The organism is Pseudomonas frederiksbergensis (genome assembly GCF_003732705.1).
In the GTDB taxonomy this organism is placed as follows: Bacteria; Pseudomonadota; Gammaproteobacteria; order Pseudomonadales; family Pseudomonadaceae; genus Aquipseudomonas; species Aquipseudomonas frederiksbergensis_F.
This window is the reverse complement of the sequence record NZ_MOBR01000005.1, coordinates 27,090-42,494: the sequence shown is the minus strand read 5'-3', so window position 1 is coordinate 42,494 and position 15,405 is coordinate 27,090. Positions and strand designations below refer to the sequence as shown.

The window sequence follows — 15,405 nt, the reverse complement described above, 5'->3', positions numbered from 1 at the left end:
ATGACCGAGTTGGCGCGTTTGAAGTTCTATGCCACTCAGCCCCACTCTTGCAGTTATCTGCCCGAGGAGCAGGCCACGACCCTGTTTCTCGATCCTAGCCAGCCCATGGATGTGCATGTCTACGCAGATCTGTCGGAAATGGGTTTCCGTCGCAGCGGCGATCATCTCTACCGGCCTCATTGCCAGAATTGCAACGCCTGCGTACCGGCGCGCATTCCAGTGGCTCAGTTTTCGCCCAACCGTCAGCAGAAGCGCATTTTCAAGCGCAACGCCGACTTGCAGGTTCGCCCTGCCCGGCCTGGTTTCAGCGAAGAGTATTTCGATCTTTATCAGCGCTACATCGAACAGCGTCACGCCGACGGCGACATGTACCCGCCGAGCCGCGATCAGTTTTCGACCTTCCTGGTGCGTGACCTGCCGTTCTCCCGGTTCTACGAGTTTCGTCTCGACGGACGGCTGGTGGCAGTGGCAGTGACCGATTTGCTGCCCAACGGCCTGTCAGCGGTCTACACCTTCTATGAGCCCGCCGAGGACCATCGCAGCCTCGGGCGGTACGCAATTCTCTGGCAAATCGCCGAAGCCCAGCGGCTGGGACTGGAAGCGGTCTACCTCGGCTACTGGATCAAGAACTGCAAAAAGATGAACTACAAGACCCAGTATCGCCCCATCGAACTGCTGATTAATCAGCGCTGGGTCATCCTGAACTAAGGCAATCCGTAAACCCCTTGGCGTAAACCCCATTTTTCGGGCACAATGCACGCCGCTTTTGCCTGGCGCAGTTGCACCGGGCCATTCATTGGATACCGAGGGCTTTACTGCATGTCGAAAGAAGACAGCTTCGAAATGGAAGGCACTGTCGTCGACACCCTGCCCAACACCATGTTTCGTGTGGAGTTGGAAAATGGGCACGTCGTAACCGCGCATATTTCCGGCAAGATGCGCAAGAACTACATTCGTATTCTTACCGGCGACAAAGTGCGCGTCGAGCTGACGCCCTATGACTTGAGCAAAGGGCGCATTACTTACCGCGCTCGTTAATCAAGTCAATACAAAACGCCCGGTTATGCCGGGCGTTTTTGTGTGCGGATCGTTCCCACGCTCCGCGTGGGAATGCCTCTACGGACGCTCCGCGTTCGACTCTTGAGGGGACGCGGAGCGTCCCGGGCTGCGTTCCCACGCGGAGCGTGGGAACGATCAATCTTCGCTGTTCTCCAGACAGCAAAAAGGCGCCTTTCGGCGCCTTTTGCTTTGTTGCGGTTAACGTCAGGCCATTTCTGCCGTGGTCTCGAACTCGAAGGTCAGCTCGCCGTCCTTGAGGTCGATGTGAACCACACCACCATGGTCGGCCAGTTCGCCAAAGAGGATCTCTTCGGCCAGGGGACGCTTGATCTTGTCCTGGATCAAACGCGCCATTGGTCGAGCACCCATTGCCGAGTCGTAGCCACCTGCCGCCAGCCAACTGCGCGCTGCGTCGGTAACTTCCAGCTGCACGCGCTTGTCTTCCAACTGCGCCTGAAGCTCGGTAAGGAACTTGTCCACCACGCTTTTGATGACCTCATGACTGAGGCGACCAAACTGGATAATGGTGTCCAGACGGTTGCGGAACTCTGGCGTGAAGCTCTTCTTGATCACTTCCATCGCATCGGACGAGTGGTCCTGATGGGTGAAACCGATCGAAGCGCGGGCTGCGGTTTCGGCGCCGGCGTTGGTCGTCATGATGACGATCACGTTACGGAAATCCGCCTTGCGCCCGTTGTTGTCGGTGAGCGTACCGTGGTCCATGACCTGCAACAGCAGGTTGAAGACTTCCGGATGCGCCTTCTCGATTTCATCGAGCAGCAATACGCAGTGCGGTTGCTTGGTGATGGCTTCGGTCAGCAGACCGCCCTGGTCGAACCCGACGTAACCTGGAGGCGCACCGATCAGACGCGATACGGTGTGGCGCTCCATGTACTCGGACATGTCGAAGCGAACCAGTTCGATGCCCAATGCCTTGGCCAACTGACGTGCCGCTTCGGTTTTACCGACACCGGTAGGCCCGGCAAACAGGAACGAACCAACAGGCTTGTCAGGCGACTTGAGGCCGGCGCGGGACAGTTTGATCGCGGTCGACAACGAGTCGATCGCAGCATCCTGACCAAATACCGTCAGCTTGAGGTCACGCTCAAGGTTACGCAGCAACTCTCTGTCAGAGCTGTTGACGTGTTTAGGCGGAATTCGCGCGATTTTCGCCACGATGTCCTCGACCTGAGGCACCTCGATGCGTTTCACGCGTTTTTCGATCGGCTGCAGGCGCTGGTAAGCACCCGCTTCGTCGATGACGTCGATGGCCTTGTCCGGCATGTGCCGGTCGTTGATGTAGCGCGAGGCCAGCTCAGCCGCCGCACGAAGGGCTTCATCGCTGTATTCGATGCCGTGGTGCGTCTCGAAACGCCCTTTGAGGCCGCGCAGGATGCTGATGGTGTCTTCGACCGAGGGCTCGGACACATCTACCTTCTGGAAGCGTCGTGCCAGGGCACGGTCCTTCTCGAAGATCCCGCGGAATTCCTGGAACGTGGTCGAACCGATGCAGCGGATATCGCCGGACGACAGCAACGGTTTGAGCAGGTTCGAAGCATCCATGACGCCACCGGACGCGGCACCCGCACCAATGATGGTGTGGATCTCGTCGATGAACAGGATCGCCTGCGGACGTTTTTTCAGTTCATTGAGCAACGCCTTGAAGCGCTTCTCGAAATCGCCACGGTACTTGGTCCCGGCCAACAAGGCGCCGAGGTCAAGGGAGTACACCACGCTATTGGCCAGCAGGTCCGGTACCTGGTTGTCGACAATACGCTTGGCCAGGCCTTCGGCAATCGCGGTTTTACCCACGCCTGCCTCGCCCACCAGCAGCGGATTGTTTTTGCGACGACGCGCCAGGATCTGCGCGACACGCTCGACTTCCATCTCACGGCCTACCAGCGGATCGATTCGACCCTGGCGCGCGAGTTCGTTGAGGTTGCTGGCATAAGCATCCAGAGGATTGCCTGAAGAAGAAGACTCACCGCCCTCGTCGTCCTGCATATCTTGCTCACCTTCAGAGTGATCGCCGTGCCCCGGTACTTTGGAAATGCCATGGGCGATGTAGTTGACGACATCAATGCGTGCAACGCTCTGCTGTTTCAGCAGGAACACTGCCTGGCTTTCTTGCTCACTGAAGATGGCGACCAGCACGTTGGCGCCAGTCACTTCGCGTTTGCCCGAGCTCTGTACGTGAAAGACAGCACGCTGCAGAACACGCTGGAAGCCCAGGGTGGGTTGGGTCTCGCGATCCTCGTCATGCACGGGGATCAACGGCGTGGTGGAGTCGATGAACTCCTGCAGGTCATGCTTGAGTTTGTCGAGGTTTGCGCCGCATGCACGCAAAACGGTGGCGGCAGCCTCATTATCCAATAGGGCCAACAGGAGATGTTCGACGGTCATGAATTCATGACGTTTCGAACGAGCCTCCTTGAAGGCTAAATTGAGGGTGACTTCGAGCTCGCGGTTTAACATAGCTTCACCTCATACCCAAGTGGTCGGCGATTAACCGTCCTTCTCGATTTCACAGAGTAGCGGATGCTGGCTTTCCCTGGCGTACTGGTTGACCTGCATGGCCTTAGTCTCGGCGATGTCGCGGGTAAACACTCCACATACTGCCCGTCCTTCTGTGTGGACGGCCAGCATGACCTTGGTCGCCAGCTCGCGATTCAGGTTAAAAAACACCTCGAGCACTTCGACGACGAAATCCATCGGTGTGTAGTCATCATTGAACAAAACCACCTTGTACATCGGCGGCGCCTGTAAAGCAGGCTTAGCCTCCTGAACAGCAATGCCTGCGGAATCGTCGTCGTGTTCCTCCGGGTGATCTTTCTGGAGAGTCGGGCGATCCTGATTGAATGTTAGTCGAATCTGGCTGATTGCATGCATGGAAAGAAAGGTTCGTCAGTTGTGCAAATACAGTGGTGGGGGCGGCTATCAACGATTTCAACTCCGACTACCCAGTCACCTTGACTATCGGGAAAACGGTGTTACAACCAATAGAGCCCACAGTGGGTAAAAAAGGTCCGCGGAGTCAATCTTATTTATGAGATTCGACTGCGGATGAACTGGATGATACTCCAGTGATGGAGTCTGTTGCAGAGGGATATGAGCATGGCAGTCGGCAAGGTCAAGTGGTTCAACAATGCCAAGGGGTTCGGTTTCATAAATACCGATGCCCGGGAAGGTAAAGACGAGGACGGTCATACCATCGATTTCTTCGCCCATTATTCGGCCATTGAGATGGACGGGTACAGGACCCTCAAAGCCGGGCAGCCCGTCAATTTCGAGATCGTCCAGGGGCCTAAAGGCCTGCACGCTGTGAAGATTACGGCTGCGCCTGTTGCGCCTGAACCCGCCAACCCCGCCACTCATCATGACCATCACGAAAAGGTATCGCACTGACACAACCGCTCATCCAGTCATGAAAAAACCGCCCGTAGGCGGTTTTTTTATGCCGGCTCGCTTCTTACATATGCGAGATCAGCGCATCACCAAACGCGGAAGAAGACAGCAACTTCGCGCCTTCCATCAGGCGGTGAAAGTCATAGGTCACGGTCTTGGCGGAGATCGCGCCGTTGGTGCCCTTGATGATCAGGTCGGCCGCTTCGGTCCAGCCCATGTGACGCAGCATCATTTCGGCGGACAGGATCAGCGAGCCCGGGTTGACCTGGTCCTTGCCGGCGTATTTCGGCGCGGTACCGTGGGTCGCTTCGAACATGGCAATGGTGTCGGACAGGTTGGCACCCGGCGCGATACCGATACCGCCCACTTCGGCCGCCAGGGCGTCGGAGAGGTAGTCGCCGTTCAGGTTCAGGGTCGCAATGACATCGTACTCGGCCGGGCGCAGCAGGATCTGCTGGAGCATGGCGTCGGCGATGGCATCCTTGACGATGACGTTCTTGCCGGTTTTAGGGTTCTTGAACTGCATCCACGGACCGCCGTCGAGCAGGGTCGCGCCAAACTCTTCAGCCGCCACTTCGTAGGCCCATTCCTTGAAGGCACCTTCGGTGAACTTCATGATGTTGCCTTTGTGCACGATGGTCAGCGAATCGCGGTCGTTATCGACCACATACTGCAGGGCCTTGCGCGCCAGACGCTTGGTGCCTTGCAGCGAAACCGGCTTGATGCCGATACCGCAGTTCTCGTCGAAACGGATCTTGGTGACGCCCATTTCATCTTTGAGGAACTTGATGACCTTGGTCGCTTCCGGCGAACCGGCCTTCCACTCGATGCCGGCGTAGATGTCTTCCGAGTTCTCACGGAAGATCGTCATGTCGACGTCGCCTGGCTTCTTGACCGGGCTCGGCACGCCTTCGAACCAGCGTACCGGACGCAGGCAGACGTAAAGGTCGAGTTGCTGACGCAGGGCCACGTTCAGCGAACGGATGCCGCCGCCGACCGGGGTGGTCAGAGGGCCCTTGATGGAAACCACGTAATCCTTGACTGCGTCCAGGGTTTCCTGAGGTAGCCAGGTGTCCTGATCGTAAACCTGAGTCGCTTTTTCCCCGGCGTAGACTTCCATCCAGGAAATTTTGCGCTCGCCGCCGTAAGCCTTCTTAACAGCAGCATCGACAACCTTGATCATGACCGGGCTGATATCAACGCCAATACCATCACCTTCGATGAAGGGGATGATCGGGTTGTTAGGAACATTGAGAGAATGGTCCGCGTTGACGGTGATTTTGTCGCCGACTGCTGGAACCTGAATCTTCTTGTATCCCATGCTGAACTCCATTGTTTGGATTGAACATCTGGCTTCGTTCGAGCGTACCCCAGTTAAATCGGCGCGCAAACCCTATGTTCCACCCATCTGCCGCAAAGCTGTGCAGTTCGCGATCTACAAGCCTGAAACCAAAGGGAAAAGCGCCAAACTCAAGCACGGTGCAAGACTCTACGCCGCCCACTCCCCTGCGACCTTTAGACCAATGGACGAGAATCGTTGCATATGAACCATCGGCAGATTGCCAGCTACCTATGTATAATGCCGCCGCTGACCGAAGGGTCACAAAGGCCAAGCTCTCTATTACGAGACTTTCAGCCAGATTGAAGCCGGGTTGTTACCGCAACCCAACCGCTTGACGCTCGACTGATGCACCCAACATCACCGCGAAGAAACTCGACATTCGGCTCATGGATGACTTTGAACGAACGCGCTTACCCGGCGCCCCTCGAGTTTTCTGCGCACGCTCTAGCAAAGAAGAGAGTTAATCCGAATATGCCCACCCGCTCGAAGATCATCTATACCTTCACCGACGAAGCCCCAGCCCTCGCCACCTATTCACTGTTGCCTATCGTAGAGGCCTTCACCGCCTCCGCTGATATCGCCGTGGAAACCCGCGATATCTCTCTTGCAGGGCGCATCCTGGCCAGCTTCCCCGAGCAATTGGGTGACAAAGCCGTAGCCGACCACCTCGCCGAACTGGGCGACCTGGCCGTTACGCCTGAAGCCAACATCATCAAGCTGCCAAACATCAGCGCCTCGGTTCCTCAGTTGCAAGCAGCCATCAAAGAGCTGCAAGCCCAGGGCTTCGCACTGCCGGACTACCCGGAAACCGTGACCACCGAGGCCGACAAAGTAGCCAAGTCGCGTTACGACAAGATCAAGGGCAGCGCCGTAAACCCGGTTCTGCGCGAAGGCAACTCCGATCGTCGTGCCCCGCTGTCGGTCAAGAACTACGCACGCAAACACCCGCACAAAATGGGCGCCTGGGCTGCGGACTCCAAGTCCCACGTCGCGCACATGAGCACCGGCGATTTCTACGGCAGCGAAAAAGCGGCCCTGATCGACGCCGCTGACGCCGTTAAAATCGAACTGATCGCTCAAGACGGCACCGCCACCGTCCTGAAAGAAAAAACCACCGTGCAAGCCGGTGAGATCCTCGATTGCGCCGTACTGAGCAAAAACGCCCTGCGCAGCTTCATCGCTGCCGAGATCGAAGACGCCAAGCAAAAAGGCGTGCTGCTGTCGGTTCACCTCAAAGCCACCATGATGAAGGTCTCCGACCCGATCATGTTCGGCCAGATCGTTGCCGAGTTCTATAAAGACGCACTGGCCAAGCACGCTGACGTGCTGGCGCAGATCGGCTTCAACCTGAACAACGGCATCGGCGACCTGTACGCTCGCATCAAGGCCCTGCCTAGCGATCAGCAAGCGCAGATCGAAGCGGACATCCAGGCGGTCTACGCCGTTCGTCCGTCGTTGGCCATGGTCAACTCCGACAAAGGCATCACCAACCTGCACGTGCCGAGCGACGTGATCGTCGACGCCTCGATGCCAGCGATGATCCGTGACTCCGGCAAGATGTGGGGCACTGACGGCCAACTGCACGACACCAAGGCTGTGATCCCGGATCGCTGCTACGCCACCATCTACCAGGCGGTCATCGAAGATTGCAAGGTGAACGGCGCTTTCGATCCAACCACCATGGGCAGCGTGCCAAACGTTGGCCTGATGGCGAAGAAAGCCGAAGAGTATGGCTCCCACGACAAGACTTTCCAGATCAAGGCAAACGGCGTGGTTCGGGTTTCCGACGGCGCTGGCCGCACCTTGCTGGAACAGTCGGTTGAAGCCGGCGACATCTTCCGCATGTGCCAGACCAAAGACGCGCCGATCCAGGATTGGGTCAAACTGGCCGTCAACCGTGCTCGCGCAAGCAGCACCCCGGCTATTTTCTGGCTGGACCCGATGCGCGCCCACGATGGCGTGGTGATCGAGAAAGTTCAGGCTTACCTGAAGGATCACGATACCTCCGGCCTGGACATCCGCATCATGTCGCCAGTCGACGCGATGAAGTTCACCCTGGAGCGCACCCGCGAAGGCAAGGACACCATCTCGGTGACCGGCAACGTACTGCGCGACTACCTGACTGACCTGTTCCCGATCATGGAACTGGGCACCAGCGCCAAGATGCTGTCGATCGTCCCGCTGATGAATGGCGGCGGTCTGTTCGAAACCGGCGCTGGCGGTTCGGCACCGAAGCACGTTCAACAGCTGCTGGAAGAAAACTTCCTGCGCTGGGATTCCCTGGGCGAGTTCCTGGCCCTGGCTGCCTCCCTTGAGCATCTGGGTGTTACTTACAACAACCCTAAAGCCCTGGTTTTGGCCAAGACCCTGGACCAGGCCACTGGCCAGTTCCTGGACAACAACAAGTCGCCATCGCGCAAAGTCGGCAACATCGACAACCGCGGCAGCCACTTCTACCTGGCGCTGTACTGGGCTCAAGCCCTGGCCGCCCAGTCCGAAGACACTGCACTGCAAGCGCAGTTTGGCCAGTTGGCAAAAACCCTGACCGAGAACGAAGCAACCATCGTTGCCGAGCTCAACGCCGTTCAGGGCAAGCCAGTGGACATCGGCGGTTACTACCACGCCAATGCCGAGCTGATCAGCAAGGCCATGCGCCCAAGCAACACCTTCAACGCCGCGATCGCTGCGCTGGTTTAAGGTTGTAAGGATGCAAAGAAGCCCCGGCCCAGTGCCGGGGTTTCTGTTTCCCCCCACAAACCTGTAGGAGCAAAGCTTGCTCGCGATCCAGGCGCCGCGGTCTTGCAGATACACCGCAGTGATACCATCGCGAGCAAGCTTTGCTCCTACAGTGTTCCGAGGCATATTCATGACCTGGCTACCCCACATCACCGTCGCCACCATCGTCGAGGACGGCGGTCGCTTCCTGATGGTCGAAGAACTCAAGGGCGGACGAGCGGTACTCAACCAGCCCGCCGGCCACCTCGACCCGGACGAAACCCTGATCGAAGCCGCCGTGCGCGAAACCCTTGAAGAAACCGGCTGGGACGTCGAGCCGACCGGCGTGGTGGGGATTTACCTCTACACCGCCCCGAGCAACGGCGTGACCTATCAGCGAGTGTGCTTCATCGCCAAAGCGCTGAAACACCACCCCGACTATCAACTGGACGACGGCATCGTCGGCGCCAAGTGGCTAACCCGTGACGAACTGCTGGCACAGCGCGCAAACTGGCGCAGTGAGCTGATCATCCGTTGTATCGATGATTATCTGGACGGTAAACACTTCGGTCTCGAACTGATCCGCCCTTCTCTTTAGCCTTGCGGGCTTCGGCCTGTTAGAATCGCGTCCTTTTTCAAGACACTCATTGAATCCCTATGCGTGATCCAGCCCCTTCTGACATACAAAAGAAGCGCGTCATTGTCGGCATGTCCGGCGGCGTGGACTCTTCCGTTTCCGCTCTCCTGCTGATCGAGCAGGGTTATGAGGTGGAAGGCCTGTTCATGAAGAACTGGGAAGAAGACGATGGAACGGAATACTGCACCGCCATGGACGACCTGGCGGATGCGCAGGCTGTGTGCGACAAAATCGGCATCAAGCTGCACACCGCCAACTTCGCCGCCGAGTACTGGGACAACGTGTTCGAGCACTTCCTGGCTGAATACAAGGCCGGTCGCACGCCGAATCCGGACATCCTGTGCAACCGCGAGATCAAGTTCAAGGCGTTCCTCGACTACGCCATGATGCTCGGTGCCGACCTGATCGCCACCGGTCACTACGTGCGTCGCCGCGACATCGATGGCCGCACCGAACTGCTCAAGGGCCTGGACCCGAACAAGGACCAGAGTTACTTCCTGCACGCCGTGGGCGGTGAACAGATCGCCAAGACTCTGTTCCCGGTCGGCGAGCTGGAAAAGCCTGAAGTGCGCGCGATTGCCGAGAAGCACGAACTGGCAACCGCGAAGAAAAAGGACTCCACCGGGATCTGCTTTATCGGCGAACGCCGCTTCAGCGACTTCCTCAAGCAATACCTGCCGGCCCAGCCAGGCGAGATCAAGACCACCGAAGGTGAAGTCATCGGCCGCCACCACGGCTTGATGTACCACACCATCGGTCAGCGCCAGGGCCTGGGCATTGGCGGCTTGAAAGACGCCAGTGACGAGCCGTGGTACGTGCTGATCAAGGACCTGGTCAACAACGAGCTGATCGTCGGCCAGGGCAATGACCATCCGTACCTGTTCTCCCGCGCCCTGCTCGCTTCGGACATCTATTGGGTCAACCCGATTGATCTGAGCGAACCACGCCGATTGACCGCCAAAGTCCGCTATCGCCAAAGCGACCAGCCGTGCACGCTGGAAAAAACCGCCAACGGCTACCGTGCGACCTTCGATGACCCGCAACGCGCGGTCACCCCAGGCCAATCCGTGGTGTTTTATGACGGTGAAATCTGCCTCGGCGGCGGCGTGATCGAAATTGCCGAGCCGTGGACCAGCAAAGGCACTGCTCAAGGCGAGGCACAATGAGCCCGACTCAGGAGCAACTGACGGCACTGGGCGGCGTGTTTCTCGCCGCAGTGCTGGTGGACAAGATCGCCAAGAGCGGCCAGACCAGCGAAGCCGGCCTGACCTGCATGCTCGGCAGTCTGCTGATCCGCGACCCCAAGGACACCCTGGAAGTCTACGGCGGCGACGACATCAATCTGCGCGAAGGCTATCGCGCGTTGATCGGCGCCCTGGAACGCGACCCAAGCACTTTGCAGCGCGAACCGTTGCGTTATGCCCTGGCGATGCTGGGTCTGGAGCGTCAACTGGCCAAGCGCGACGACATGCTCGGCGTGATCGGCAAGCGTCTGCCGCAGATTCAATCCCAGGTCGAGCATTTCGGGCCAGCCCACGAGAACGTGATCGCCGCGTGCGGCGCGTTGTACCAGGACACCCTGAGCACCCTGCGCCAACGGATCCAGGTCCACGGCGACATGCGCAACCTGCAGCAACCAAGCAACGCCTCGAAGATCCGCGCCCTGTTGCTGGCCGGGATTCGTTCGGCGCGCCTGTGGCGGCAGCTGGGCGGTCACCGCTGGCAGTTGGTGATCAGCCGTCGCAAGTTGCTGAAAGAGCTTTACCCGCTGATGCGCAGCAGCTGAACCGCGCCCGCAACACCGCTTTAGATCTGTAACGCGTAATACGCCGGTCAGTTGGCAACGGACCGGCGGATTTTTTCATGTATGATACGCGCCCCATTTCGTTGCCCGACTGTCCGAGAACACCCCATGCAGCTTTCTTCGCTCACTGCGGTTTCCCCTGTTGACGGCCGCTACGCCGGCAAAACCCAGGCCCTGCGCCCAATTTTCAGCGAATACGGTCTGATCCGTGCTCGCGTTCTGGTTGAAGTGCGCTGGCTCCAGCGCCTGGCCGCTCACCCAGGCATCAGCGAAGTGCCGGCGTTCTCCGCCGAAGCCAACGCGGTGCTGAACACCTTGGCGGACAACTTCGCTCTGGAGCACGCCGAGCGTGTCAAAGAGATCGAGCGCACCACCAACCACGACGTAAAAGCCATTGAATACCTGCTCAAAGAGCAAGCGGCCAAGCTGCCGGAACTGGCCAAAGTCAGCGAGTTCATCCACTTTGCCTGCACCAGCGAGGACATCAACAACCTGTCCCACGCCCTGATGCTGCGCGAAGGCCGTGATGACGTGATGCTGCCACTGATGCGCCAGACTGCCGAAGCCATCCGCGAACTGGCGATCCGTTTCGCTGACGTGCCGATGCTGTCGCGCACCCACGGCCAACCGGCTTCGCCGACCACTCTGGGTAAAGAACTGGCAAACGTGGTTTACCGTCTGGAGCGTCAAATCGCTCAAGTCGCTGCCGTGCCCCTGCTGGGCAAGATCAACGGCGCTGTCGGCAACTACAACGCACACATCTCCGCCTACCCGGAAATCGACTGGGAAGAAAACGCCCGCGCCTTCATCGAAGACGAGCTGGGCCTGGGTTTCAACCCGTACACCACGCAGATCGAACCCCACGACTACATCGCCGAGCTGTTCGACGCGATCGCGCGTTTCAACACGATCCTGATCGACTTCGACCGTGATATCTGGGGCTACATCTCCCTGGGTTATTTCAAACAGCGCACCATCGCTGGCGAAATCGGTTCGTCGACCATGCCGCACAAGGTCAACCCGATCGACTTCGAAAACTCCGAAGGCAACCTGGGCATCGCCAACGCATTGTTCCAGCACCTGGCGAGCAAGTTGCCGATCTCCCGCTGGCAGCGCGACCTGACCGACTCCACCGTGCTGCGTAACCTCGGTGTCGGCTTCGCCCACAGCGTGATCGCGTACGAAGCCAGCCTCAAAGGCATCAGCAAACTGGAGCTCAACGCTCAGAAAATCGCTGCCGACCTCGACGCTTGCTGGGAAGTATTGGCTGAGCCGATCCAGACCGTGATGCGCCGCTATAACATCGAAAACCCGTACGAGAAGCTGAAAGAGTTGACGCGCGGCAAGGGCATCAGCCCTGAAGCGTTGCAAACTTTCATCGACGGTCTGGACATGCCAGCCGCCGCCAAGGCCGAGCTGAAATTGCTGACCCCGGCGAACTACATTGGCAACGCTGTAGAGCAAGCCAAACGCATCTGATCGACCGCTTGACCCTTTTGAGACGCCCGGCAGCGCCGGGCGTTTTTATTCCCGTCTGAAAAGTGCATTTTTTCAATAGGTTACACATGAATCCTGATATTCCTCTTCAACTTCTGGGTGGCATCACGGCGCGCGAATTCCTGCGTGACTACTGGCAGAAAAAACCGCTGCTGATCCGCCAGGCGATCCCTGATTTCGAAAGCCCGATCGATCCCGACGAACTGGCCGGACTGGCGCTGGAAGAAGAAGTTGAATCGCGCCTGGTGATCGAACATGGCGAGCGTCCTTGGGAAATGCGTCGCGGCCCGTTCGCCGAAGATGAATTCAGCAAATTGCCAGAAACCGAGTGGACCCTGCTGGTGCAAGCGGTTGATCAATTCGTGCCGGAAGTCAGTGAACTGCTGGAGAACTTCCGCTTCCTGCCGAGCTGGCGCGTCGACGACGTGATGATCAGCTTCGCCGCCCCGGGTGGCAGCGTCGGCCCGCACTTCGATAACTACGATGTGTTCCTGCTGCAAGGTCACGGCAAGCGCAACTGGAAGATCGGCCAGATGTGCGACTCCGAGAGCAAGCTGCTGCCACACGCAGACCTGCGTATCCTCGCCGACTTCGAAGCCACCGATGAGTGGGTTCTGGAACCGGGCGACATGCTCTACCTGCCGCCGCGCCTGGCCCATTGCGGCGTCGCAGGGGATGACTGCATGACTTACTCGGTCGGCTTCCGCGCCCCGAGCGCTTCTGAAGTGCTGACTCACTTCACTGACTTCCTCAGCCAGTTCCTGACGGACGAAGAGCGCTACACCGATGCCGACGCCCTGCCGGCCGTCGATCCGCACCAGATTCAGCACGACGCTCTTGATCGCCTGAAAGCCTTGCTGGCCGAGCACATGAGCGACGAGCGCCTGCTGCTGACCTGGTTCGGCCAGTACATGACCGAGCCGCGCTACCCGGAACTGGTGGTCGGTCCGGAGGAAATCGAAGAAGAAGACTTCCTCGCCAGCCTGGAACAAGGCGCTGTGCTGATCCGCAACCCGAGCGCGCGCATGGCCTGGTCCGAAGTCGATGACGACCTGCTGCTGTTCGCCAGCGGTCAGAGCCGTTACCTGCCAGGCAAACTGCGCGAGCTGCTGAAATTGATCTGCGCTGCCGATGCCTTGCACACCGACAACCTCGGTGACTGGCTGAACGACGAAGACGGCCGCGGTCTGCTGTGCGAGCTGGTCAAGCAAGGCAGCCTGGGGTTTGCTGATGAATAAAATCCACGTTCGTGTCGCAGACTGGCAGAAGGATATCGCCGAGATACGGCGCATTCGTGAGACGGTGTTCATCGCCGAGCAATCCGTTCCGCCTGAACTGGAATGGGATGCTGATGACGCAACAGCGGTGCATTTTCTGGCCTTCGAAGGCGACTTTCCAATTGGCACCGCCCGCCTGCTGCCCGATGGTCACATCGGCCGGGTGTCAGTGCTCAAGGACTGGCGCGGTTTGAAAGTCGGCGATGCGCTGATGCAAGCGGTGATCGGTGAAGCCGAGAAACGCGGATTGAAGCAGCAGATGCTGAGTGCGCAGGTGCAGGCCACGGCGTTCTATGAACGTCTGGGTTTCAGCTTGGTCAGTGAGGAGTTCCTGGAAGCAGGGATTCCGCATGTGGACATGGTGCGGCATTCGGCTTGATACCCCGCACTGATCATTCCCACGCTCTGCGTGGGAATGCCTCTCGGGACGCTCCGCGCCCCATCGCGGCAGGTGACGCAGAGCGTCACTGGCTGCATTCCCACGCGGAGCGTGGGAACGATCACGCCCCGCCATCCTCGGATGCCGGGGCGTTTTGCTGTCTACGATTCAACTTGCCCCACCCCGGGCCGACAAACTGGCAATATCAAGCCTTTCGAAAGCGGAGATAACGGACATGTCCCTACGCACCTTGCTCACCACGCTGCTGCTGACCTGCAGTTTTTCGGTCACCGCCGCCACCGAGATCGTGCCCCTGAACTACCGCACCAGCGCTGACATGCTGCCGGTGGCGCAGAATTTTATCGGCAAGGATGGCCAGGTCAGCGCCTACGGCAATCAACTGATCGTCAACGCCGAACCCGGCAAGATCGACGAACTTAAGTCATTCCTCGCTCAACTCGACACTGCGCCCAAGCGCCTGCTGATCACTGTCGACACCAACGAAAACAACTTCCAGGGTGATCAGGGCTACTCGGTTAACGGCGCCAAACCCAGCCAGACCCGCATCATCAATCGCAGCACCGACAGCCGTGACGGCGGCATACAGCAGGTGCAGGCCAGCGAAGGTGCGCCGGCGCTGATCCAGGTCGGCCAAAGCGTGCCGCTGACCAGTACGCAGACCGACACCTACGGTCGCCTGCAAAGTCAGACCGAGTATCGCAACGTCACTCAGGGTTTCTACGTCACTGCCAGCGTCACCGGCGACATCGTTCACCTGGCGATCAGTACCAATCGTGACCGCATGAGCCAGGAACGTCCAGATGTAGTGAATGTGCAAAGTACCGACACAACTGTCACGGGGCGCCTGGGCGAGTGGATCACCCTGGCCGGCGTGAATCGCCAGACTCAGGCCGACAAACAGGGCCAAACCCGCAGCTACTCTACTCAGGGCCGGGATGACATGACCTTGCGGGTGAAAGTCGACACCCTGGACTAAAGCACCAAAAACTGACTGATGAGTCGTATTAGACTAAAGATGTAGTGCTTGAAAAAAAGCACTACAAAACGTTTGACGAGCCAAAAAAGCAAAGGCATGATGGCCTCGCTCCCGCTAATCAGGGGCCCTGGCAAGGGCCTTCGAGTCGCCGCCTGCATCTACCCCGCAAGCCGATTCGTGTCTGTACCGCCCACAAGGTGTGTTTGACGAGGTTGCCGACTGGAACGAAGTTGTCCCGAGGGACGGAAGCGTAATTAGGTAACCCGGCACCACACTGAAGTTCGTATAGAGGC

General features: G+C 58.6%; 14 protein-coding genes. 11 read left to right on the top strand and 3 right to left on the bottom strand.

Annotation, left to right across the window (positions count from 1 at the left end):
* Together BK667_RS03965 and infA are read left to right on the top strand one after the other, a co-directional pair.
* Window positions 1-708 (top strand): arginyltransferase, encoded by a 708-nt coding sequence (locus BK667_RS03965; protein WP_123508925.1) that lies wholly within the window; start codon window positions 1-3, stop codon window positions 706-708.
* A 111-nt stretch (window positions 709-819) separates the two neighbouring features.
* Window positions 820-1,038, top strand: coding sequence for a translation initiation factor IF-1 (gene infA, locus BK667_RS03960; RefSeq protein WP_002553999.1), 219 nt, complete (start codon window positions 820-822; stop codon window positions 1,036-1,038).
* A gap of 225 nt (window positions 1,039-1,263) precedes the next feature.
* On the opposite strand, the gene clpA is transcribed toward infA, so the two are convergent.
* Window positions 1,264-3,534, bottom strand: a complete 2,271-nt coding sequence (gene clpA, locus BK667_RS03955; RefSeq protein WP_123508924.1) for an ATP-dependent Clp protease ATP-binding subunit ClpA — start codon at window positions 3,532-3,534, stop codon at window positions 1,264-1,266.
* A 30-nt stretch (window positions 3,535-3,564) separates the two neighbouring features.
* Window positions 3,565-3,948, bottom strand: coding sequence for an ATP-dependent Clp protease adapter ClpS (gene clpS, locus BK667_RS03950; RefSeq protein WP_034146919.1), 384 nt, complete (start codon window positions 3,946-3,948; stop codon window positions 3,565-3,567).
* A gap of 225 nt (window positions 3,949-4,173) precedes the next feature.
* Here clpS and BK667_RS03945 point away from each other — a divergent pair, with 225 nt between their 5' ends.
* Entirely contained in the window at window positions 4,174-4,464 is a 291-nt protein-coding gene (locus BK667_RS03945; RefSeq protein ID WP_123509053.1) for a cold shock domain-containing protein, read from the top strand.
* A 64-nt stretch (window positions 4,465-4,528) separates the two neighbouring features.
* Here BK667_RS03945 and icd read toward each other — a convergent pair whose 3' ends face one another.
* Window positions 4,529-5,785: an NADP-dependent isocitrate dehydrogenase gene (gene icd / locus BK667_RS03940; protein ID WP_010458895.1), complete on the bottom strand. Its 1,257-nt coding sequence runs from the start codon at window positions 5,783-5,785 to the stop codon at window positions 4,529-4,531.
* A 492-nt stretch (window positions 5,786-6,277) separates the two neighbouring features.
* Between icd and BK667_RS03930 the strand changes: the two genes are divergently transcribed.
* From BK667_RS03930 to BK667_RS03895, 8 genes are all read left to right on the top strand, one after another.
* Window positions 6,278-8,503, top strand: coding sequence for an NADP-dependent isocitrate dehydrogenase (locus BK667_RS03930; RefSeq protein ID WP_123508922.1), 2,226 nt, complete (start codon window positions 6,278-6,280; stop codon window positions 8,501-8,503).
* A 169-nt stretch (window positions 8,504-8,672) separates the two neighbouring features.
* Window positions 8,673-9,119: an NUDIX hydrolase gene (locus BK667_RS03925; protein ID WP_123596828.1), complete on the top strand. Its 447-nt coding sequence runs from the start codon at window positions 8,673-8,675 to the stop codon at window positions 9,117-9,119.
* A gap of 59 nt (window positions 9,120-9,178) precedes the next feature.
* Complete coding sequence (gene mnmA / locus BK667_RS03920) at window positions 9,179-10,324, top strand: tRNA 2-thiouridine(34) synthase MnmA (RefSeq protein ID WP_123508920.1); 1,146 nt, start codon at window positions 9,179-9,181, stop codon at window positions 10,322-10,324.
* On the top strand, window positions 10,321-10,944 hold the full coding sequence (hflD, locus tag BK667_RS03915; protein WP_054053662.1) for a high frequency lysogenization protein HflD: 624 nt from the start codon (window positions 10,321-10,323) through the stop codon (window positions 10,942-10,944). Before mnmA ends, hflD begins: the two co-directional genes overlap by 4 nt.
* Window positions 10,945-11,070: 126 nt before the next feature.
* A complete protein-coding gene (gene purB / locus BK667_RS03910) occupies window positions 11,071-12,441 on the top strand; it encodes an adenylosuccinate lyase (RefSeq protein ID WP_054614119.1) in 1,371 nt (456 codons plus the stop codon).
* An 86-nt stretch (window positions 12,442-12,527) separates the two neighbouring features.
* Window positions 12,528-13,697 carry a ribosomal protein uL16 3-hydroxylase gene (locus tag BK667_RS03905; RefSeq protein ID WP_123596827.1) on the top strand — a complete coding sequence of 390 codons (1,170 nt, stop codon included), beginning with the start codon at window positions 12,528-12,530 and terminating at the stop codon, window positions 13,695-13,697.
* Window positions 13,690-14,115, top strand: coding sequence for a GNAT family N-acetyltransferase (locus BK667_RS03900; RefSeq protein WP_054053668.1), 426 nt, complete (start codon window positions 13,690-13,692; stop codon window positions 14,113-14,115). Before BK667_RS03905 ends, BK667_RS03900 begins: the two co-directional genes overlap by 8 nt.
* Before the next feature lie 235 nt (window positions 14,116-14,350).
* Window positions 14,351-15,112 carry a secretin N-terminal domain-containing protein gene (locus BK667_RS03895; protein ID WP_123508919.1) on the top strand — a complete coding sequence of 254 codons (762 nt, stop codon included), beginning with the start codon at window positions 14,351-14,353 and terminating at the stop codon, window positions 15,110-15,112.
* The last annotated feature ends 293 nt before the right edge of the window (window positions 15,113-15,405 follow it).

What these genes read in the sequence shown, in the direction of transcription:
- purB (WP_054614119.1), top strand. Translation starts at nt 11,071, where the DNA reads ATGCAGCTTTCTTCGCTCACTGCGGTTTCCCCTGTTGACGGCCGCTAC.
- BK667_RS03905 (WP_123596827.1), top strand. Translation starts at nt 12,528, where the DNA reads ATGAATCCTGATATTCCTCTTCAACTTCTGGGTGGCATCACGGCGCGC.
- clpS (WP_034146919.1), bottom strand. Translation starts at nt 3,948, where the DNA reads ATGCATGCAATCAGCCAGATTCGACTAACATTCAATCAGGATCGCCCG.
- BK667_RS03895 (WP_123508919.1), top strand. Translation starts at nt 14,351, where the DNA reads ATGTCCCTACGCACCTTGCTCACCACGCTGCTGCTGACCTGCAGTTTT.
- mnmA (WP_123508920.1), top strand. Translation starts at nt 9,179, where the DNA reads ATGCGTGATCCAGCCCCTTCTGACATACAAAAGAAGCGCGTCATTGTC.
- infA (WP_002553999.1), top strand. Translation starts at nt 820, where the DNA reads ATGTCGAAAGAAGACAGCTTCGAAATGGAAGGCACTGTCGTCGACACC.
- BK667_RS03965 (WP_123508925.1), top strand. Translation starts at nt 1, where the DNA reads ATGACCGAGTTGGCGCGTTTGAAGTTCTATGCCACTCAGCCCCACTCT.
- BK667_RS03945 (WP_123509053.1), top strand. Translation starts at nt 4,174, where the DNA reads ATGGCAGTCGGCAAGGTCAAGTGGTTCAACAATGCCAAGGGGTTCGGT.
- BK667_RS03900 (WP_054053668.1), top strand. Translation starts at nt 13,690, where the DNA reads ATGAATAAAATCCACGTTCGTGTCGCAGACTGGCAGAAGGATATCGCC.
- BK667_RS03930 (WP_123508922.1), top strand. Translation starts at nt 6,278, where the DNA reads ATGCCCACCCGCTCGAAGATCATCTATACCTTCACCGACGAAGCCCCA.
- BK667_RS03925 (WP_123596828.1), top strand. Translation starts at nt 8,673, where the DNA reads ATGACCTGGCTACCCCACATCACCGTCGCCACCATCGTCGAGGACGGC.
- icd (WP_010458895.1), bottom strand. Translation starts at nt 5,785, where the DNA reads ATGGGATACAAGAAGATTCAGGTTCCAGCAGTCGGCGACAAAATCACC.
- clpA (WP_123508924.1), bottom strand. Translation starts at nt 3,534, where the DNA reads ATGTTAAACCGCGAGCTCGAAGTCACCCTCAATTTAGCCTTCAAGGAG.
- hflD (WP_054053662.1), top strand. Translation starts at nt 10,321, where the DNA reads ATGAGCCCGACTCAGGAGCAACTGACGGCACTGGGCGGCGTGTTTCTC.